Genomic DNA, 20,070 nt, shown 5'->3' with positions numbered 1-20,070 from the left:
ACGCGCGGGACCCGTTCAGTCGTTCTGCGCCGGAGGGCGGCGGCTGACTACTCCACCGTGACGGACTTGGCCAGGTTGCGCGGCTTGTCGATGTCGCGGCCGAGGGCCAGCGCCGTGTGGTAGGCGAGGAGCTGGAGCGGGATGCCCATGAGGATCGGGTCCAGCTCGTCCTCGTTCTTCGGGACGACGATCGTGCGGTCGGCCTTCTCCTGCTCCTGGTGGGCCACCGCCAGGATGCGGCCGGAGCGGGCCTTGATCTCCTCCAGCGCGGCGCGGTTCTTCTCCAGCAGGTCGTCGTCGGGGACGATCGCGACCGTGGGGAGCGCCGGCTCGATGAGCGCGAGGGGGCCGTGCTTCAGCTCCGAGGCCGGGTAGGCCTCCGCGTGGATGTAGGAGACCTCCTTGAGCTTCAGGGACGCCTCGCGGGCCACCGGGTAGCCCCGGACGCGGCCGATGAACATCATCGAGCGGGCGTCCGCGTACTCCTCGGCGATCTTCTTGATCTCCGCTTCCTGGTCCAGGATCTCGGTGATCTGGGCCGGGAGCTTGCGCAGGCCCTCGATGATGCGCTTGCCGTCGGCGACGGACAGGTCGCGGATGCGGCCGAGGTGCAGGGCGAGCAGCGCGAAGGCGACCGTCGTGTTCGTGAAGCACTTGGTCGAGACGACGCAGACCTCCGGGCCCGCGTGGACGTAGACACCGGCGTCGGACTCGCGGGCGATCGCCGAGCCGACGACGTTCACGACGCCGAAGACGCGGGCGCCCTTGCGCTTGAGCTCCTGGACCGCCGCGAGGACGTCGTAGGTCTCGCCGGACTGGGACACCGCGATGTACAGGGTGTCGGGGTCCACGACCGGGTTGCGGTAGCGGAACTCGGAGGCGGGCTCGGCGTCCGCGGGGATGCGGGCCAGCTCCTCGATCATCTGGGCGCCGATCAGACCCGCGTGGTACGAGGTGCCGCAGCCGAGGATCTTCACGCGGCGCACGGAACGCGCCTCGCGGGCGTCCAGGTTCAGGCCGCCCAGGTGCACGGTGGAGAAGCGGTCGTCGATGCGGCCGCGCAGCACGCGGTCCACGGCGTCGGCCTGCTCGAAGATCTCCTTGTGCATGTACGTGTCGTGGCCGCCCATGTCGTACGAGGCGGCCTCCCACTCCACGGTCGTCGGGGACGCCGTCGTGCGGGTGCCCTCCGTGGTGTACGTACGGAAGTCGTCGGCCTTCAGGGTCGCCATCTCGCCGTCGTCGAGGGTGACGATCTGGCGGGTGTGGGAGACGAGGGCCGCGATGTCCGAGGCGACGAACATCTCCTTGTCGCCGATGCCGAGGACGACCGGCGAGCCGTTGCGGGCCACCACGATGCGGTCCGGGAAGTCGGCGTGCACGACCGCGATGCCGTACGTGCCCTCGATCAGGCGGAGCGCCTCGCGGACCTTGTCCTCCAGGTCCGTCTGCTGCGAGCGGGCGATGAGGTGGACGAGGACCTCGGTGTCCGTCTCGGAGAGGAACTCGACGCCCTCGGCGGTCAGCTTCGCGCGCAGCTCGGAGGCGTTGTCGATGATGCCGTTGTGCACGACGGCGACCTTGTTGTCGCCGGACATGTGCGGGTGCGCGTTCTCGTCGGAGGGGGCGCCGTGGGTGGCCCAGCGGGTGTGGGCGATGCCGGTCGTGCCCTTGAAGCGGGCCGGGACCTTTGCTTCCAGGTCGCGGACGCGGCCCTTCGCCTTGACCATCTTCAGGCCGGTCGCCTTGGGGCTGGTGATCACGACGCCCGCGGAGTCGTATCCGCGGTACTCCAGGCGCTGCAACCCCTCAAGGAGGAGCGGCGCGACGTCACGCTTGCCGATGTAGCCGACAATTCCGCACATAAGTGTTGAGAATCCCCTCTGTTCAGCCGTAGACGATGCGGCGCAGCTGTCGGAGCGAGAGCTCCGGTGGCGCCACCGCCCGGTACCGCAGGTCCGTCGTGATCTGCTCGAAGATCTTCGCGTTCACCAGGCCCTGACCCTGGAGCTCGCGATGACGGCGGCGGACGTAGTCCTCCGCCGGCTCGTCGAAGTAGGCGAGCACGTCCTGGATCACCCGCAGCGCCTCGCCCCGGCTCAGGGACGTGGTCCGCGTCAGATGATCGACAAGTTCCTCGTGCACCCGGTAGATCCTGGGGGACCGCGAGGGCTTTCGCAAGAATCCTGCCCGATATCGGGCAAGGGTCACCAGGTCGTGACAGAGTCCGGGGTCCTTGGGGTGGATGTGGCCAAGGCTTGAAACGCGCCATGCCGCTTGTTCGGGCCCTGTTCACCCCGCGTATCCGGGCGAGATGGATGCCCCAAGCACCTTTCCGGCCATGGACATCCCACGCATGGGCGTACCCGACGCCCTGGCCGGCCGCAGCCTGGCCGAGCAGCACGAGTACCTGCGCAGCACCTTCTCCCGCCGCACCATGATCCGCGGCGGCGCCGTCACCCTCGGCGCGGTCGCGGGCGGCGTCTTCGTGCCGGGCGCCGCCCAGGCCGCGCCCGCCGCCCCCGCGACGGCCTCGAACGCGGCCGCCGAGCACGTCGACGGCGCGCTCGTCGCCCCCTTCGGCCGGCATCTCTCGTACGGCGACGACGCGCGCACCGAGATGACCGTGTCCTGGCAGGTCCCGGTCGCCGTGAAGAACCCGTTCATCCGGATCGGCGCGCACGCGGGCGACCTCTCGCGGAAGATCCCGGCCGAGATCCGCGCCCTCCACACCCCCGCGGGCGTCGGTACGAGCGCCGACCACACCCAGTACTACGTCCACGCCAAGCTGACCCACCTCAAGCCCGGCCGGACGTACTACTACGGCGTCGGCCACCAGGGCTTCGACCCGGCGACGCCGCGCTTCGCCGGCACCATCGGCACGTTCACGACCGCGCCCGCCCGCGCCGAGCGCTTCACCTTCACCGCCTTCGGCGACCAGGGCGTGAGCTACCACGCGCTCGCCAACGACAGCCTGATCCTCGCCCAGGGCCCCGCCTTCCACCTGCACGCCGGTGACATCGCGTACGCGGACCCGTCCGGGCAGGGCCAGACGAAGGACACCTTCGACGCCCGCACCTGGGACCAGTTCCTCGCGCAGACCGAGTCGGTCGCCAAGTCCGTGCCGTGGATGGTGAGTTACGGCAACCACGACATGGAGGCGTGGTACTCGCCGAACGGCTACGGCAGCCAGGAGGCCCGGTTCGCCCCGCCCACGAACGGACCCGACCCGAAGAACCTGCCGGGCGTCTACTCCTTCGTGCACGGCAACACCGCGGTCATCTCGCTCGACGCGAACGACGTCTCGTACGAGATCCCGGCGAACCTGGGGATCAGCGGGGGCACGCAGACCACCTGGTTCGAGCGGCAGCTGAAGAAGTTCCGCGCCCCGGGGTCCGGCATCGACTTCGTCGTCGTCTTCTTCCACCACTGCGTGTACTGCACCGCCACCGCCCACGCCTCCGAGGGCGGGGTGCGCACGGAGTGGGTGCCGCTGTTCGAGAAGTACACCGTCGACCTCGTCGTCAACGGCCACAACCACGTGTACGAGCGCTCCGACGTCCTCAAGGGCGACAAGGTCACCAAGGAGCTGCCGATCGGCGGGACCGCCTATCCGGAGACCGACGGCGTCGTCTACGTCACCGCGGGCGCGGCGGGCAAGAGCCTGTACGCGTTCCCGGTCGCGGACACGTACGAGGGCAATGAGAAGGACGTCGACCCGTTCGCGTCGTACGTCACCGAGGCCGACGGCGGCAAGAAGTCCGTGACGGTGGACTGGTCCCGGGTGCGGTACACGAACTACTCGTTCCTGCGCGTGGACGTCGAGCCCGCGCCGGTGGGGCGGACGGCGACACTGACGGTGCGCGGGCTCGCGGAGACCGGCGCGGAGATCGACCGGTTCGTGGTGGCGCGGAAGGTCAAGCGCTGAGCGCCTGATATGTGACGAGCCGTCACATGCGTTGCAGGACGGCCTGTTTGGCGGCCGTGAACTCCTCGTCCGTCAGGACTCCGGAGCGGTGCAGCTCGCCCAGCTCCCGCAGCCGGCGCAGCAGTGCGTCGTGATCGTCCTCGGCGGGGGCGGCGGGAGCCGGGACGGGTGGGGGCAGGGTGCGGGCCGCGCGGCCGGCCGCGGCGTGAGTTCCTTCGGGGGCGTCGCGGCCGTCGCCGCCGGGTGGGGGAGTCGGGCCTGGACCGCCGCCGCGATCAGCGCCATCAGCGGGTCCTTCTTGAAGCCCCACAGCTCGATCGAGTTCGGGTCGTACTTCGGTGGCGCCTTCGTCGGCGACGAGCGGACCGTGAAGCGCAGACAGCCGTTCTCCAGGCCCTCGGCGGGCTGCCACTCCACCGCGGCGACATCGCCGAGGGCGAGCAGCCGCGTACCGGCGGAGGCCTTGGCGTCCTCCGTCTTCCAGTTCCATTCCAGGCGCACGTGCTCGCCGTCGAAGGTCGCCGTGCCGTCCCCGGCGGAGACCGACAGGGGGACGGACGGCCCCGGCAGGAGGTAGGCCGTGACGGGGGAGGACGGGATCTGTTCGAGCAGCAGTGCGTTGCGCACCTCGTCCACGAAGTACTCCGCGACCCCGTACCGGTCCGACTCGACGCCCAGTTGGTACGGGTCCGCGCTCTCCGCCAGCTTGCCGCCGGTGGCCTGGAGCAGCGGATCGGCGCCGTCGCGCAGCCGCAGGCGAAGCCGCCCCGACTTCTTGCCCTGCTCGAACGAGACACCGGCGAGGGCCTGGAGCGGCACGGCTATCTCCCCCAGCGTCCTGCGCAGCAGACTCACCGCCTTGTCGCGCCCGGGTACCAGCCGCAGCGTCTCGCCGTCGAACGTCCACGTGCCGTCGCGCTGGATGATTTCCGCCATGGGGCAATTCTGGCATCAGGCCGGGGGAGCGCGTGCGTACGAGAAAGGGGCTCGGGAGGACCGTCTCCCGAGCCCCTTCCGGTCGGTGGGGCCGATCTACGCGATCGGGTTCTCCAGGTCGCCGACCAGTTGCAGCGCGCCCGACGGGTCCGCCAGGTCGACCATCTGCTCGTTGTTGCGCAGTTGGAGGCGGTTCAGGGCGGACAGCGCGAAGCTCGGCGCGAACATGTCGAACTGGGCGAACTTGTCGGCGAGTTGGGGCGTCGACCGCTGGTAGTCGCGGACGCACTCGGCGACCGCGCCCCAGAACGTGCTCTCGTCCAGGACACCGTCCTCGACCAGGTTCGCCGCGAGGAAGCGGAAGAAGCAGTCGAAGACGTCCGTGAAGATCGACAGGAGTTTCATGTCGTCGGGCACGTCCGCGCGGATCCGGTCCACCTTCGGCGGCAGCACCGCGTCGGTGTCCATCACCGCGATCTCCTCGGCGATGTCCTTGAAGATCGCCCGCGTCACGACGCCGCGCTCGTCCAGGACCAGGATGACGTTCTCGCCGTGCGGCATGAACACCAGGTCGTAGGCGTAGAAGCTGTGCAGGAGCGGGGTCAGGTACGCCGTCAGGTACGGCTTCAGCCACTGCGCCGGGGTCAGGCCCGAGCGCGCGATCAGGGCGCCCGCGAACGAGCGGCCCGCGCGGTCCACGTGCAGCAGCGACGCCATGGTCGCCAGGCGCTCGCCCTCGGCCAGCGACGGCACCGGCGACTCGCGCCACAGCGCCGCCAGCATCTTGCGGTACGGCGAGTAGCGGTCGGTGGCCGCCTCGTACTCCAGGTGCCGGTAGCCGACGGCCGCCCGCTCCCTGATGATGGTGAGACCCGTGCCCTTCAACACCTCGTCGTTCTCGATGAGGTGGCTCAGCCAGTCGTTGATCGCCGGGGTCGCCTCCATGTACGCCGCCGAAAGGCCGCGCATGAAGCCCATGTTGATGACGGACAGCGCCGTCTTCACGTAGCGCTTCGACGGGGACGTCGTGTTGAAGAACGTACGGATCGACTGCTGCGCCAGATACTCGTCGTCACCCTCGCCGAGGCAGACGAGGTGCTGCTGCGCGACCTCGGCGGCGAACGTGACGGAGAGCTTGTTCCACCACTGCCACGGGTGGACCGGGATGAGCAGGTAGTCGGCCGGGTCGAGGCCCTTGTCACGCAGGATCGTGTCGAAGCGGTCGAGCGTGTCCCGGCCCAGCTCGTCCCGGAGGAACGACTCGTAGTCCAGGCCGACGCCCGCCGTGAACGCGGCCCGCTCGCGCGTCGCCGCCAGCCAGACCAGACGGACGGGGCTCGCGGTCTCGGGCGCGTACGACAGGTACTCGTGGATGCCGAAGCCGAGCCGTCCGTTGTTCGCGACGAAGCAGGGGTGGCCCTCGGTCATGCCCGTCTCGATGTCCTGGAACGAGCCGGACGCGGCGAGTTCGGCGGCGGACACGTCCGGCTTCGTCAGTTTGAAGCAGGTGCCGGAGAGCGTGGAGGAGATCTCCTCCAGGTAGACGGGCAGGATCGCGTCGGACAGGCCGAGGGAGTCCTTCATCTCGATGAAGAACTGCTGTGCGTTCAGCGGGAGTTCGGTGCCGTCCCGGTGCCGGGTGAGGGAGGCCGGGTTCACCTGCCAGTGGTCCAGGCGCAGGCGGCGCGCCGTGAACCGGTAGCGGGTGAGGCCGTCGTCGCTGCGGACCACGTACCGGTCGGCGCCCTCGGTCGGCTCGGGGGTGAGCAGGCGCTCGTGGCTGAACTCGGCGAGCGCCTTGCGGATCAGGAGCCGGTTGGCCTCGGCCCAGCGCTCGGGGGACAGGTGGGAGACGGTGTCGGCGAGGGTCATGCCGCGCCCCCCGTCCGCCGGCCGGTCGCTGCTTCGAACGCGGCCCGCGTGCAGAAGCTCAGCAGCGCCGTCTTCTCCGGCTTGGCGATCTCCCGGTCGGGCACGAAGCCGACGGCTTCGTTCAGGGCGTGCACCGCCGTGTTCCGTACGTCGGGTTCGACGACGACGCGCTCGACCGCGGGGTCGGCGAAGAGGTGCTCCATGACCGCGGTGATCACGGCCCGGGTGAAGCCGGGGATGCGTATCTCGGAGGGCGCGGTCAGGAAGTGCATGCCGATGTCGCCGGGCTCGGGCTCGTACAGGCCGACGAGTTCGACGTGCGCGGGGTCGTAGCGCTCCATCAGGAACGCCGGCTCCCCGTCGTGCAGGCCGAGGAACGTGTCGTGGTGCTCGGCCGCCGCGATCGCCATGTACTCGCGCTCGACGTCCTCCAGCCTGGCGTCCTGCATCAGCCAGAACGCGGCCTTGGGGTCGGTGACCCAGCGGTGCAGCAGCTCGGCGTCGGCGGCCGGGTCGAGGGGGCGCAGGGTCAGCTGTCCGGTGGTGGTGGTGGTGCTCATGCGGCGAACTCCTGGAACGCGATGGTCTTCTCGACGGGGTAGTACTCGGTGCCGAGCAGCTCGCCGATGATGTAACTGTTGCGGTAGGCGCCCATGCCCAGGTCGGGGCTGGTGATCGAGTGGGTGTGCACCCCCGCGTTCTGGAGGAAGATGCCCCGCCCGGTCGTGTCGATCGAGTAGTTGCGGGCGACGTCGTAGCGGCCCCGGCCGTCCAGCCGGATGCGGTCCTTGACGGGCTCCAGGAACGCGGGCGCCGCGTACTTGTAGCCGGTGGCCAGGATCAGGCCCTCGGTCTCGATCTCGTACGCCTTGTCCTGCTCCGCCTGGTGCAGGCCGAGCGTGTACGTGCCGTCCTCGTAACGGGCGCTGCGCAGCGCCGAGTTGGTGAGCAGCCGCGTGGGGACGGGCCCGCCGAGGCCCTTCTGGTAGAGCAGGTCGAAGATCGAGTCGATCAGCTCGCCGTCGATCCCCTTGAACAGGCCCTTCTGCTTCTCCTCCAGGGAGTAGCGGGTGGCCTCGGGCAGCGCGTGGAAGTAGTCGATGTAGTCCGGGGACGTCATCTCCAGCGTCAGCTTGGTGTATTCGAGGGGGAAGAAGCGCGGGGAGCGCGTGACCCAGTTCAGCCGGTAGCCGTGGACGTCGATCTCGCTGAGCAGGTCGTAGTAGATCTCGGCGGCGGACTGGCCGCTGCCGACCAGCGTGATCGACTTCTTCCGCTGGAGCTCCTGCTTGTGCTGCACGTAGCGGGAGTTGTGGATCGCGTCGCCGCCGAGGCCCTGGACCGCCTCGGGGATGTGCGGCGGGGTGCCGGTGCCGAGGACCAGGTGCGGGGCGCGGTACGTCGCGCCGCTCTCCGTCAGCGCCGTGTACAGGCCCGTGCCCTCGTCGTACGTCACCTCGGTCACGGTCGTCGAGAACCGGATCGAGGAGAGTTTCGCGGCGGCCCAGCGGCAGTAGTCGTTGTACTCGACGCGCAGCGGATAGAAGTTCTCGCGGATGTAGAAGGCGTACAACCGCCCCGATTCCTTGAGGTAGTTGAGGAACGAGTACGGGGAGGTCGGGTCGGCCAGCGTGACCAGGTCCGACATGAACGGGGTCTGGAGGTGGGCGCCGTCGAGGAACATCCCCGAGTGCCACTCGAAGTCCGGCTTGGACTCCAGGAAGACACCGTTCAGCTCGGCTATCGGCTCGGTCAGGCAGGCGAGGCCGAGGTTGAAGGGGCCGAGCCCGATCCCGATGAAGTCGTGTGTCTCAAGAGGCGCGGTCAAGGGTGTCTCCCAGGTACTGCTCGGCGTGGCCGGCGATGAGGTCGAGGACGGCCGAGATGTCGGCGAGGGTCGTCTCGGGGTTGAGCAGGGTGAACTTCAGGAACTGGCGGTCGCCCACCTTCGTGCCCGCGACGACGGCGTCACCGGAGGCGAACAGGGCCTTGCGGGCGTACAGGTTGGCGCGGTCGATCTCGGCCGGGTCGGTGATCCCGGCCGGGATGTAGCGGTAGACGAGGGTCGACAGGCGGGGCTCGACGACCACGTCGAAGCGCGGGTCGGCGACGAGCAGCTCCCAGCCCTGGCGCGCGAGTTCGCAGACCTCGTCGAAGAGGCCGCCGATCCCGTCGGCGCCCATCACGCGCAGCGTCATCCACAGTTTGAGGGCGTCGAAGCGGCGCGTGGTCTGGAGGGACTTGTCGACCTGGTTGGGGATGCGCTCGGCGACCGTACGACGGGGGTTGAGGTACTCCGCGTGGTACGTGGCGTGCCGCAGCGTGGCCCCGTCGCGGACCAGCACGGCGCTCGAACTGACCGGCTGGAAGAAGGACTTGTGGTAGTCGACGGTCACGGAGTCGGCGCGCTCGATGCCGTCGATCCGGTCGCGGTTCCTCGGGGACACGAGCAGCCCGCAGCCGTACGCGGCGTCGACGTGCATCCAGGTGCCGTACCGCTCGCACAGCTCGGCGATCTCCGGCAGCGGGTCGATGGAGCCGAAGTCGGTGGTGCCGGCGGTCGCGACGACGGCCATGGGGACGAGCCCGTCGCGGCGGCAGCGCTCCAGCTCGGCGGCCAGGGCCAGGGTCCGCATGCGCTTGTCCTGGTCGACCGGGACGGAGACGACGGCCCGCGGGTCGAGGCCGAGCAGCGTCGCGGACTTCTTCACGCTGAAGTGGCTGACCTCGGAGGCGAAGATCCGCAGTTTCGCCAGGTCGTCGGTCTTGGCCTCCTGGCGGGCGAGGAGCAGCGCCTGGAGGTTGGACTGCGAGCCGCCGGAGGTGAACACGCCGTCGGCGGCGGGCCCGAGGCCGATCCGGGCCGCGGTCCAGTCGATGAGCTTGCGCTCGATGAGGGTGCCGCCGGCCGACTGGTCCCAGGTGTCCAGGGAGGAGTTGACCGCGGAGAGGATCGCCTCGCCGAGGACGGCCGGGATGACGACCGGGCAGTTGAGGTGGGCGAGGTAGCGGGGGTGGTGGAAGTAGACGGCGTCCCGGAGGTACACGTCCTCCAGCTCGTCGAGCACGGCGATGGTGTCGTGGAGCGGCTTGTCGAGGTCGACGGCGTCGATGGTGGGGGCGAGGGCGTCGGGGGTGACGCCCGTGAACGGCCGTGTGGTGGTGGCGAGTTTGGCCGCCACCCGCTCGATTCCCTCCGTCACGGAACTGCGGTAGAGCTCCGCGGTCGTGTCATTGAGCAGGTGCGAGCGCATGAACGGTTCCTCCGGGTGGGGATGAGGGTGTTCCCGGGTGGGGCAGGAGAAGGGGCGAGGTCGCAACCCCTTGACTTAGGTTAGCCTAACCTAAGTTGAGCTTGCGACCCCGCCCCTGTTCTGTGACCGAAATGCACGGAAGTGGCTTGAAAGAGCCGGAGTGGAAAGGGAGTTACGCGTCGGCGGGCTCCTCCCGCAGCGCGTCCTCGCTCAGCCCGCGCTTCCAGTAGCCGACGAACGTCACCGCCCGCTTGTCGTAGCCGCGCTCCCGCACGAGATGGCGGCGCAGCTCCTTCATCGTCCCGGACTCGCCCGCCAGCCAGGCGTACGGGCGAGCCGCGTCGTGGAGCCGGGTGTCGCGGACCGCTTGGAGCGCGCTCGGCGCGTCCTCGTCGCGGACCAGCCAGTGCACCGTCAGCCGGGCCGCGGTGCGGATCGGCTGGATGTCGGCCCGGTGCGGGACCTCCAGCCACACGTGCGCCGACACCGACGCGGGCAGCCACGCGAGCACGCCGAGCGCGGCGGGCAGCGCCGTCTCGTCGCCCCACATCAGGATGTGGTCGAAGTCGTCGTGGGGACGGCAGCGCACCGCGGTGTTGTCGGTGGCCGCCGGGCCGAGCACGACGACCTTGTCGCCGGGCCGCGCGGCCCGCGCCCAGCGGCAGGCGGGGCCGGCCGCGACGGTGTCGTCCGCGTCGGTACCGTGCAGCACGAAGTCGATGTCGACCTCCTGCGCGGGGTGCCGCCGCTGGCCGCTGAGCGTGTACGAGCGCATGATCGCGCGCTCGTCGTTCGGGATCGCCCGGTACGCCGCGTGCCAGGCGCGGCCGTCGTCGCCGGGCTCGGGCGTCGGCAGGACGGGGGCCTGCTGTCCGGGGTGCGGCAGGAAGAGGGACAGGGACTGGTCCCGGCCGCCGCCGTGGAAGTCGGCGAGTTCGGGACCCGTGAACGTGACCCTCAGGAGCGACGGCCCGAGCCGCCGCGTGCGGACCACTTCCAGATCGAAGAAGTCGAACATCCTGTAAGGGGTCGCCGCGGGGGCTTCGGTCGTCGCGGTCATGGGGTTACGACACCTTCTTCGCGTTCTCGATGGCCTCGGCGAGGTTCTCCAGGAGCGGGGCGCACTTGTCGTAGGACAGGATCGGCTCGGGGGAGCGGGCGATGACCTGGCCGGCCTTGACGGCGGGCAGCTTGTCCCAGGTCGGCTTCTCGCCCTTGAGGGCGTCCGGCTGGAGGGCCTGGGCACGGTCGTCCATCATGATGATGTCGGCCTGGTGCTTGTCGACGTTCTCCCAGCTCAGGTTCTCGAACCAGCCGCCGGACGCCTTCTTCGCGGCCTCCGTGGGCTCCACGAAGTTCACGCCGAGGGCCTTGAAGTACTCCAGGTCGATGGAGAGGTCCGTGCCGGACACGTAGAAGATGTCGGCGCTCGCGGAACCGGCCATCACCTTGATGTCGGGGTGGGCCTTGGCGGCCTTGCGCAGCCGGGCCGCGGCGGTCTCGAAACGCTTCTTCGCCGCGACGACCTTGTCGGCCTTCAGGTCGGCGCCGAGCGACTCGGCCAGCGCGTACATACGCTCCAGCGGCTGGGTCAACTGGCGGTCGAACACGGAGATCCCGACGCTCGGGGCGAGCTTCGCGATCTTCTTCGCGGACTCCTCCGGGACGTACCAGAGGGTGCCCGCGTCGTCGAACATCGTGGTGATCAGGACGTCGGGCGCGAGGCTCGCGTACTTCTCGATGTTGAACTGGCCCCACTCGTTGCCGATGACGGTGACCTTGGAGACGTCCATGTCGCCGGCCTGCACGTCGGGCTTGCCGCCCTTGACCGTGGTGGGGCCGAAGACGCCCTTGACCTGCACGCCGTAGTCGTAGAGCGCCGCGCCGACGCCGGTGAAGGCGACGATGTTCGCCGGGACCTTGTCCAGCTTCACGGTCGTGCCGCGGTCGTCCTTGAACGACCAGGGGCCGGACTTGTCGGCCTTCGCCGTGGAGCCCGAACCGCTGTCTTTCGAACCGTCGTCGTTGCCGCAGGCGGCGAGCGCGACACCGAGGCCGAGGGCGCCACCGGCGGCCAGGATGCCGCGGCGGGAGGGGCGGGACAGGCGGGCGTTGGGCATCAGGGGGCTGCTTTCGGACGTGCCGGACCGGCCGGACAGGGTCATGAAACTGAGGGTAGGTTAACCTAAGTTTCTGAGCTGTCCAGGGGGCGGGGTCCCGTGCGCCCCCTCCGTCACGAGGCGCTGCCCCGGACCCCGCTCCTCAACCGCCGCAAGGGCACGGGGCTACGACGTGAGCCCCAGCTCCCGGGCGATCAGCATCCGCTGCACCTCGCTCGTGCCCTCCCCGATCTCCAGGATCTTGGAGTCCCGCCACATACGGGCCACCGGGTACTCGTTCATGAAGCCGTAGCCGCCGTGGATCTGCGTGGCCTCGCGGGCGTTGTCCACCGCGACCGTCGACGAGTACAGCTTCGCGAGCGCGGCCTCCTTCTTGAACGGCTCGCCGGACACCAGCCGCGACGCCGCGTCCCGCCAGGCGAGCCGCGCCGTGTACGCCTTCATCTCCATGTCGGCGATCTTGAACTGGATGGCCTGGTACCCGCCGATGTTCCGCCCGAAGGCCTTGCGCTGCTTGGCGTACTTCACCGACTCGTCGACGCAGCCCTGCGCCAGACCGGTCGCGAGCGCCGAGATCGCGACACGCCCCTCGTCGAGGATCCGCAGGAACTGGGCGAAGCCGCGGCCCTCGGTGCCGAGGAGGTTCGCGGCGGGCACCCGTACGTCGTCGAAGTGGAGCTCACGGGTGTCCGACGCGTTCCACCCCACCTTCGAGTACGGTGCCGCGACGGTGAACCCGGGCGTGCCGGAGGGGACGATGATCGAGGAGATCAGCGGCTTGCCGTCGGCCGTGCGGCCGGTCACGGCCGTGACCGTCACCAACCCCGTGATGTCCGTACCCGAGTTGGTGATGAAGCACTTCGTGCCGTTGATGACCCAGTCGCCGGTCGTCTCGTCGCGGACCGCCGTCGTGCGGGTGCCACCCGCGTCCGAACCCGCCTCCGGCTCGGTCAGCCCGAAGGCGCCCAGGACCTCGCCCGAGCACAGCTTCGGCAGCCACTGCCGCTTCTGCTCCCGCGTGCCGAACAGGTGCAGCGGCATGGCGCCGAGAGACACCCCGGCCTCCAGGGTGATCGCGACCGACGAGTCGACCCGCGCCAGCTCCTCCAGCGCGATGCCCAGCGCCAGGTAGTCGCCGCCCATGCCGCCGTACTCCTCGGGGAACGGCAGCCCGAACAGGCCCATCCGGCCCATCTCGCGCACGATCTCGTACGGGAACTCGTGCCGCTCGTAGAAGTCCCCGATCTTCGGCGCGACGACGTCGTGCGCGAACTCCTCGACGGTGCGCCGGAGTTCCTCGTGCTCGGGGGAGAGGTGGTGATCCATCTGTCTCACTGCTCCTGCGGGGACTGTGCCTCGGGTACGAGGGCGCGAACGGTGCGGGACGGGCTGGGTCGGCCCAGGTGGCCGGCCATCCACGCGCTGGTGGCGGTGAGACGGCCGAGGTCGACCCCGGTCTCGATGCCGAGTCCGTGCAGCATCCAGACGAGGTCTTCGGTGGCGAGATTGCCGGTGGCGCTCTTCGCGTACGGGCAGCCGCCGAGACCTCCGGCGGACGCGTCGACGGTGGTCACGCCGTGCTGGAGCGCGGCGAGGGTGTTGGCGAGCGCCTGGCCGTACGTGTCGTGGAAGTGCACACCGATCGTGTGCGTCGGCACGCCCTCCTCGTTGAGTCGCGCGAGCAACGCCTGGACGTGGCCCGGCGTGGCCACGCCGATCGTGTCGCCGAGGCTCAGCTCGTCGCAGCCCATGTCCCTGAGGGCCGTGGCGACCGCCACGACCTGGTGCACGGGGACGGGCCCCTCCCAGGGGTCGCCGAAGCACATCGAGAGATAGCCGCGGACCTGGGCGCCTGCCTCCTTGGCCCGTGCCACGACCGGTTCGAACATCGCGAGGGACTCGGCCACCGTGCGGTTCAGGTTGGCCTTCGCGAACGATTCGGTGGCGCTGGCGAACACGGCGATACGGGTCGCGCCGAGCGCCAGGGCCCGGTCGAGACCGCGTTCGTTCGGTACGAGGACGGGGAGGTGGACGCCCTCGATGTCCTGGAGGAGGGGGAACAGGGCCTCCGCGTCCGCCAGTTGGGGGACCCACTTGGGGTGGACGAAGCTCGTCGCCTCGATGGTCGTCAGACCGGCCCGCGCCAGGCGGTGGACGAACTCCGCCTTCACCTCCGTGGGCAGGGCCGTCTTCTCGTTCTGGAGGCCGTCACGGGCGCCCACCTCGTGGATGCGCACCCGGGTGGGCAGGCCCGGGGCGGGGACGACCATGGGCAGGTCCGAAGTCATCGCCGGGCCTCCTCGGCCTCGGACACCGGCGCCTGCGGCGAGGCGCCCTCCTCGGACACCACGGCCAGCACCTGGTCCATGGCGACCGTCGTGCCCGCGGACACATCGAGCTCCGTCACCACGCCCGCGTGCGGCGCCGCGATCACGTGCTCCATCTTCATCGCCTCCACCACCAACAGGCTCTGGCCCGCGCTCACTTCGTCGCCCACCGCCACCTTCACGACCGTGACCGTGCCGGGCATCGGGGCGGTCAGGGAGCCCGCGCCGCCGGAACCCGCGCCGGTCAGGCTCGCCGCCACCGGATCGTGGTCCTGGACGTGCCAGGCGTCGCCGTCGCGGGCCAGCCAGTCGCCGGCCGACGCGGTGAGACGGGCGGGGACCGTGGGGGCGCCGTCGACCAGGACCTCGGTGCCGCGCACCCTGACCTCGACGGGGTCGTGACCCGGGACCCGTACGTGGTGCACCGTCCACGCCGGTTCGCCGCCGAGCCGCCACGCGGTGGGCCGGGCGAACGGATCCACCCAGCCGTCCTGAGCCGGTGCCAGGGACCGCTGGCGCAGCACGCCGGCCGCCGCGTACACCTCCGGCGGGACCTCCGTCTCGACCAGGTCGTCCACCGCCCGCTCCACGAGCCCGGTGTCCAACTCGCCCGCCACGACCGCAGGATGGGCCAGCAGGCGGCGCAGGAACCCGGCGTTCGTCGGGACGCCGAGGGTCACCGTGCGGGCGAGCGCGGCCCGCAGCCTGCGCAGCGCCGTGTCCCGGTCGGGGCCGTACGCGATGACCTTCGCGAGCATCGGGTCGTACAGGGACGAGACCTCCGTGCCCTCGGTGAGGCCCGAGTCGGTGCGCACGCCGTCGCCCTCGGGTTCGTGCAGGGCGAGGATCGTGCCGCCCGACGGCAGGAACCCGCGGGCGCCCTCCCGGACGGACACGGTCTCGGCGCACAGGCGGGCCTCGACCGCGTGGCCGGTGAGCGTGATGTCGGCCTGGGTGAACGGGAGCCGCTCGCCCGCCGCCACACGGACCTGCCACTCCACCAGGTCCAGGCCGGTGATCAGCTCGGTCACCGGGTGCTCGACCTGGAGGCGCGTGTTCATCTCCATGAAGCAGTACGCGGACGGGTCGTCGCCCGGCACGATGAACTCCACCGTGCCCGCGCCCCGGTACCCGCACGAGCGGGCCGCCTCAACGGCCGCCGCGCCCATCGCCGCGCGGGTGGCCTCGTCGAGCAGGACGCTCGGGGCCTCCTCGATGATCTTCTGGTGGCGCCGCTGGAGGGAGCACTCGCGCTCACCGAGGTGCACCACGTTGCCGTGCGCGTCCGCGAGGACCTGGATCTCGATGTGCCGGGGGCGGTCGATCCAGCGCTCCACGAGGAGCGTGTCGTCGCCGAACGAGGCCCGCGCCTCGCGCCGCGCGGCCGCGATCTCGTCCTCCAGGACGGTCAGGTCGCGCACCAGGCGCATGCCCTTGCCGCCACCGCCCGCGGACGGCTTCAGGAGGACGGGGGCGCCCAACTCACGGGCCGCCTCAGCCAGTTCCGGATCGCGGCCGCCCGGGACGATCGGCACCCCGGCCGCGCCGACCGTCTCCTTGGCGCGGATCTTGTCGCCCATGAGGGCGATGGCGTCGGCGGACGGGCCGATGAAGGCCAGGCCGGCCTCCTCGCAGGCCCGCGCGAAGCCCGCGTTCTCCGCGAGGAAGCCGTAGCCCGGGTGCACCGCCTGCGCGCCCGTCGCGGCGGCCGCCTCCAGGATGCGCTCCACGGACAGATAGCTCTCGGCGGCCGGGGGCGGTCCGATCCGTACGGCCTCGTCGGCCTCGCGCACGTGCCGGGCGTCCGCGTCGGCGTCGCTGTGGACGGCGACCGAGCGGATGCCGAGCGCCCGCAGCGTGCGGATGACGCGGACGGCGATCTCGCCCCGGTTCGCCACAAGTACGGTCTCGAACAAGGTCGTTCCCCTCGCAGGAGAAGTCGTCGTGGAAGGAGTTCCGGAAGGTGTCGGGGACGTCGTCATGGCCGTCACATCCGGAAGACGCCGAAGCCGCCGGACTTCTCCGGGAGCGGCGCGTGGGCGCAGGCGGTCAGGGCCAGGCCGACGACCTGACGGGTCTCCAGCGGGTCGATCACACCGTCGTCCCAGAGTCGGGCGGTCGCGTAGTAGGCGCTGCCCTGGGTCTCGTACTGGGCGCGGATCGGCGCCTTGAAGGCGTCCTCGTCCTCGGCCGCCCACTCCTCGCCGCGCGCCTCCATCTGGTCGCGCTTCACGGTCGCGAGGACCGACGCGGCCTGTTCGCCGCCCATGACCGAGATCTTGGCGCCGGGCCACATCCACAGGAAGCGGGGGCTGTAGGCCCGCCCGCACATCGAGTAGTTGCCGGCGCCGTACGAGCCGCCGATCACGACCGTCAGCTTCGGCACGCGCGTGCAGGCCACCGCCGTGACCATCTTGGCGCCGTGCTTGGCGATCCCGCCCGCCTCGTAGTCACGGCCCACCATGAAGCCCGAGATGTTCTGGAGGAACAGCAGCGGGATGCCGCGCTGGTCGCACAGCTCGATGAAGTGGGCGCCCTTCTGGGCGGATTCGGAGAACAGGATGCCGTTGTTCGCGACGATGCCGACCGGGTGGCCGTGGATTCGCGCGAAGCCCGTGATCAGCGTCTGCCCGAACTCGGCCTTGAACTCCGCGAAGCGCGAGCCGTCGACGACACGGGCGATGACCTCGCGGACGTCGTACGGGGTGCGCGAGTCGACGGGCACCGCGCCGTACAGACCCGCCGGGTCCACCTTCGGCTCGATCGCGGCCTTCACCGCCCACGGCAGCGGGCCGCGCTCCGGCAGCGTGGAGACGATCGTGCGGACGATGCGCAGCGCGTGCGCGTCGTCCTCGGCGAGGTGGTCGGTGACGCCCGAGACGCGTGCGTGGACCTCGCCGCCGCCCAGCTCCTCCGCCGTCACCACCTCTCCGGTGGCCGCCTTCACCAGCGGCGGACCGCCGAGGAAGATCGTGCCCTGATTGCGGACGATCACGGCCTCGTCGCTCATCGCCGGGACGTACGCGCCGCCCGCCGTGCACGAGCCGAGCACCGCCGCGATCTGCGGGATGCCCGCGCCGGACATCCGCGCCTGGTTGTAGAAGATCCGCCCGAAGTGCTCGCGGTCCGGGAAGACGTCGTCCTGCATCGGCAGGAACGCGCCGCCCGAGTCCACCAGGTAGACGCACGGCAGCCGGTTCTCCAGCGCGACCTCCTGGGCGCGCAGGTGCTTCTTCACGGTCATCGGGTAGTACGTGCCGCCCTTGACCGTGGCGTCGTTGGCCACGATCACGCACGTACGCCCGCTGACCCGGCCGATCCCCGCGATGACACCCGCGGCCGGCGCCTGCCCCTCGTACATGCCGTCCGCCGCGAGCGGGGCCAGCTCCAGGAACGGGGAACCCGGGTCGAGCAGCTGGTCGACGCGGTCGCGGGGCAGCAGCTTGCCGCGCGCGGTGTGCCGCGCCCTGGCCCGGTCGCCGCCGCCCAGCCGGGCCGCCGCGAGCTTGGCCCGCAGCTCCTCGCCCAGCGCGCGGTGCGCCGCCTCGTTGGCCCGCCAGGCGTCCGACGCGGGGTCCGCCGCGCTCGTCAGCTCCGGTGCGTCCTGCATCCCGCGGCCCCTCACTCAGATCATGAGCAGTTAATGAGCGTTAACAGATTTCCTTCAGGTTAACGCTCGCTAACCTCGCTGTCTAGAATTGCTTCCATGGCCACCAGAACCGACGCCCCCACCCGCCGCGAGCAGATCCTCAGGGAGGCCGCCCGGCTCTTCGCCGAGCGTGGTTTCCACGGCGTGGGGGTCGACGAGATAGGAGCCGCGGTCGGCATCAGCGGCCCTGGGCTCTACCGGCACTTCGCCGGCAAGGACGCGATGCTCGCCGAGCTGCTCGTCGGCATCAGCGGTCAGCTGCTGACCGGCGGCAAGCGCCGGGTGGCCGAGTCCGAGCACGGCCCCGAGGCGCTGCTCGACTCGCTCATCGAGGGGCACATCGACTTCGCGCTCGACGACCGCGACCTGATCACGCTGCACGACCGCGAGCTCGACCGGCTGCGCGACAGTGACCGCAAGCTGGTGCGCCAGTTGCAGCGCCAGTACGTCGAGCTGTGGGTGCAGGCCGTGCAGAAGGTCTATCCCGACCTCGCCGAGCCGCACGCGCGCGTGGCCGTGCACGCGGTCTTCGGGCTGCTGAACTCCACGCCGCACCTGAGCCGCCCCGGCTCGCTCCCCGGGCGGAGCGCGACGGCCGGGATGCTGCACAAGCTGGCGCGCGGAGCGTTCGCCGCTGCCGCAGAGTGATCTGTATCGCCGCAGAGTGATCTGCATCTCTGGACGGTCACATGACCGACCGGTAACCTTTGCTGAGCAAGCGCTTAGTCCTGGGTCTTGTCACAGATCTCGCAGCAGGTCTCGTAGTAGGTCTCGTCATAGAGGGAGAGTTCTCCGTGCGCCGTACCGTTTTCAATGAGGACCACGAGGCGTTCCGGGAGACCCTGCGCGCCTTCATCGAGGCCGAGGTCGTCCCCCACTACGACGAGTGGTTCCAGCAGGGCATCGTGCCGCGCGAGCTCTACGGCAAGATGGCCGAGCTCGGCCTCTTCGGGATCAACGTCCCGGAGGAGTTCGACGGCGCCGGCCTGGACACCCACAAGTTCGAGGCCATCCAGTACGAGGAGACCGCCCGCGCGGGCGTCTCCTTCGGCGGCTCGGGCGTCCACGTCCTGCTCGCGCTCCCGTACATCAAGATGCTCGCCACCGACGAGCAGAAGAAGCGCTACCTCCCGAAGTTCGTGGCCGGCGAGGAGATGTGGGCCCTCGCGATGACCGAGCCGGGCACCGGCTCCGACGTCGCGGGCATGAAGACCACCGCGAAGCTCTCCGAGGACGGCACGCACTACGTCCTCAACGGCGCCAAGACCTTCATCACGGGCGGCGTCCACGCCGACCGCGTCATCGTCTGCGCCCGTACCTCCGCGCCGACCGCCGAGGACCGCCGCTTCGGCATCTCGCTCTTCGCCGTCGACACCACGTCCGAGGGCTACTCGATCGGCCGCAAGCTCGACAAGCTGGGCCTGCGCACGTCCGACACCGCCGAGCTGGCGTTCGTCGACGTGAAGGTGCCCGTCGAGGACCTGCTCGGCGAGGAGAACAAGGGCTTCCACTACCTCGGCGTCAACCTGGCCTCCGAGCGCTGGGGCATCGCCTACGGCGCGTACGCGCAGGCCAAGGCCGCCGTGCAGTTCGCCAAGAGCTACGTCCAGGAGCGCACCGTCTTCGGCAAGCCGGTCGCGTCCTTCCAGAACACCAAGTTCGAGCTGGCCGCCTGCCAGGCCGAGGTGGACGCCGCCGAGGCCGTCGCCGACCGCGCCCTGGAGGCCCTCGACGCCGGTGAGCTGACGGCCGCCGAGGCCGCGTCCGCGAAGCTGTTCTGCACCGAGGTCGCGCACCGCGTCATCGACCGCTGCCTCCAGCTGCACGGCGGCTACGGCTTCATGAACGAGTACCCGATCGCCCGCCTGTACGCGGACAACCGCGTCAACCGCATCTACGGCGGCACCAGCGAGATCATGAAGTCGATCATCGCGAAGAACATGGGACTGTAACCCGCCGCGCCTGTCACCCCGAACAGCTGCCG

Annotated in this window: 15 protein-coding genes and 1 pseudogene; 3 read left to right on the top strand and 13 right to left on the bottom strand. The window is 70.3% G+C overall.

The features are described from left to right. Window positions 1-47 precede the first annotated feature (47 nt). Window positions 48-1,865 carry a glutamine--fructose-6-phosphate transaminase (isomerizing) gene (gene glmS, locus V2W30_RS14605; protein ID WP_338696775.1) on the bottom strand — a complete coding sequence of 606 codons (1,818 nt, stop codon included), beginning with the start codon at window positions 1,863-1,865 and terminating at the stop codon, window positions 48-50. A gap of 22 nt (window positions 1,866-1,887) precedes the next feature. Next, complete coding sequence (locus V2W30_RS14600; RefSeq protein WP_338696773.1) at window positions 1,888-2,145, bottom strand: hypothetical protein; 258 nt, start codon at window positions 2,143-2,145, stop codon at window positions 1,888-1,890. A gap of 196 nt (window positions 2,146-2,341) precedes the next feature. Between V2W30_RS14600 and V2W30_RS14595 the strand changes: the two genes are divergently transcribed. Then, on the top strand, window positions 2,342-3,928 hold the full coding sequence (locus V2W30_RS14595) for a metallophosphoesterase family protein (RefSeq protein WP_338696771.1): 1,587 nt from the start codon (window positions 2,342-2,344) through the stop codon (window positions 3,926-3,928). A 22-nt stretch (window positions 3,929-3,950) separates the two neighbouring features. On the opposite strand, the pseudogene V2W30_RS14590 reads toward V2W30_RS14595, so the two are convergent. The 11 genes and pseudogenes from V2W30_RS14590 to V2W30_RS14540 form a co-directional block, all read right to left on the bottom strand. Further along, window positions 3,951-4,864, bottom strand: a pseudogene (locus V2W30_RS14590) (DUF4429 domain-containing protein). A gap of 96 nt (window positions 4,865-4,960) precedes the next feature. Continuing rightward, window positions 4,961-6,736: an IucA/IucC family siderophore biosynthesis protein gene (locus V2W30_RS14585; protein ID WP_338696769.1), complete on the bottom strand. Its 1,776-nt coding sequence runs from the start codon at window positions 6,734-6,736 to the stop codon at window positions 4,961-4,963. Then, window positions 6,733-7,296 carry a GNAT family N-acetyltransferase gene (locus V2W30_RS14580; RefSeq protein WP_338696767.1) on the bottom strand — a complete coding sequence of 188 codons (564 nt, stop codon included), beginning with the start codon at window positions 7,294-7,296 and terminating at the stop codon, window positions 6,733-6,735. Before V2W30_RS14580 ends, V2W30_RS14585 begins: the two co-directional genes overlap by 4 nt. Further along, window positions 7,293-8,564 (bottom strand): lysine N(6)-hydroxylase/L-ornithine N(5)-oxygenase family protein, encoded by a 1,272-nt coding sequence (locus V2W30_RS14575; protein WP_338696765.1) that lies wholly within the window; start codon window positions 8,562-8,564, stop codon window positions 7,293-7,295. The genes V2W30_RS14580 and V2W30_RS14575 overlap by 4 nt, the downstream gene beginning before the upstream one ends. Further along, window positions 8,548-9,990: a lysine decarboxylase DesA gene (gene desA, locus V2W30_RS14570; RefSeq protein ID WP_338696763.1), complete on the bottom strand. Its 1,443-nt coding sequence runs from the start codon at window positions 9,988-9,990 to the stop codon at window positions 8,548-8,550. The genes V2W30_RS14575 and desA overlap by 17 nt, the downstream gene beginning before the upstream one ends. Window positions 9,991-10,162: 172 nt before the next feature. Then, window positions 10,163-11,050 carry a siderophore-interacting protein gene (locus tag V2W30_RS14565; protein ID WP_338696761.1) on the bottom strand — a complete coding sequence of 296 codons (888 nt, stop codon included), beginning with the start codon at window positions 11,048-11,050 and terminating at the stop codon, window positions 10,163-10,165. 4 nt (window positions 11,051-11,054) lie between these two features. Further along, window positions 11,055-12,110, bottom strand: a complete 1,056-nt coding sequence (locus V2W30_RS14560) for an ABC transporter substrate-binding protein (RefSeq protein WP_338703607.1) — start codon at window positions 12,108-12,110, stop codon at window positions 11,055-11,057. Between the two features lie 165 nt (window positions 12,111-12,275). Beyond that, window positions 12,276-13,436, bottom strand: a complete 1,161-nt coding sequence (locus tag V2W30_RS14555; protein ID WP_338696759.1) for an acyl-CoA dehydrogenase family protein — start codon at window positions 13,434-13,436, stop codon at window positions 12,276-12,278. 5 nt (window positions 13,437-13,441) lie between these two features. Beyond that, on the bottom strand, window positions 13,442-14,398 hold the full coding sequence (locus V2W30_RS14550) for a hydroxymethylglutaryl-CoA lyase (RefSeq protein ID WP_338696757.1): 957 nt from the start codon (window positions 14,396-14,398) through the stop codon (window positions 13,442-13,444). Then, window positions 14,395-16,353, bottom strand: coding sequence for an acetyl/propionyl/methylcrotonyl-CoA carboxylase subunit alpha (locus V2W30_RS14545; protein WP_338696755.1), 1,959 nt, complete (start codon window positions 16,351-16,353; stop codon window positions 14,395-14,397). Before V2W30_RS14545 ends, V2W30_RS14550 begins: the two co-directional genes overlap by 4 nt. A 71-nt stretch (window positions 16,354-16,424) precedes the next feature. Further along, window positions 16,425-18,047 carry a carboxyl transferase domain-containing protein gene (locus V2W30_RS14540; RefSeq protein WP_338696753.1) on the bottom strand — a complete coding sequence of 541 codons (1,623 nt, stop codon included), beginning with the start codon at window positions 18,045-18,047 and terminating at the stop codon, window positions 16,425-16,427. 96 nt (window positions 18,048-18,143) lie between these two features. Between V2W30_RS14540 and V2W30_RS14535 the strand changes: the two genes are divergently transcribed. Beyond that, window positions 18,144-18,734 (top strand): TetR/AcrR family transcriptional regulator, encoded by a 591-nt coding sequence (locus V2W30_RS14535; RefSeq protein ID WP_338696751.1) that lies wholly within the window; start codon window positions 18,144-18,146, stop codon window positions 18,732-18,734. Window positions 18,735-18,880: 146 nt separating this feature from the next. Continuing rightward, window positions 18,881-20,038, top strand: a complete 1,158-nt coding sequence (locus V2W30_RS14530; protein ID WP_338696749.1) for an acyl-CoA dehydrogenase family protein — start codon at window positions 18,881-18,883, stop codon at window positions 20,036-20,038. Window positions 20,039-20,070 lie beyond the last annotated feature (32 nt).

The organism is Streptomyces sp. Q6 (assembly GCF_036967205.1).
Taxonomy (GTDB): Bacteria; Actinomycetota; Actinomycetes; order Streptomycetales; family Streptomycetaceae; genus Streptomyces; species Streptomyces citrinus.
The sequence above is the reverse complement of the archived record's forward strand: the minus strand, read 5'-3'. Positions and strand labels throughout refer to the sequence as shown.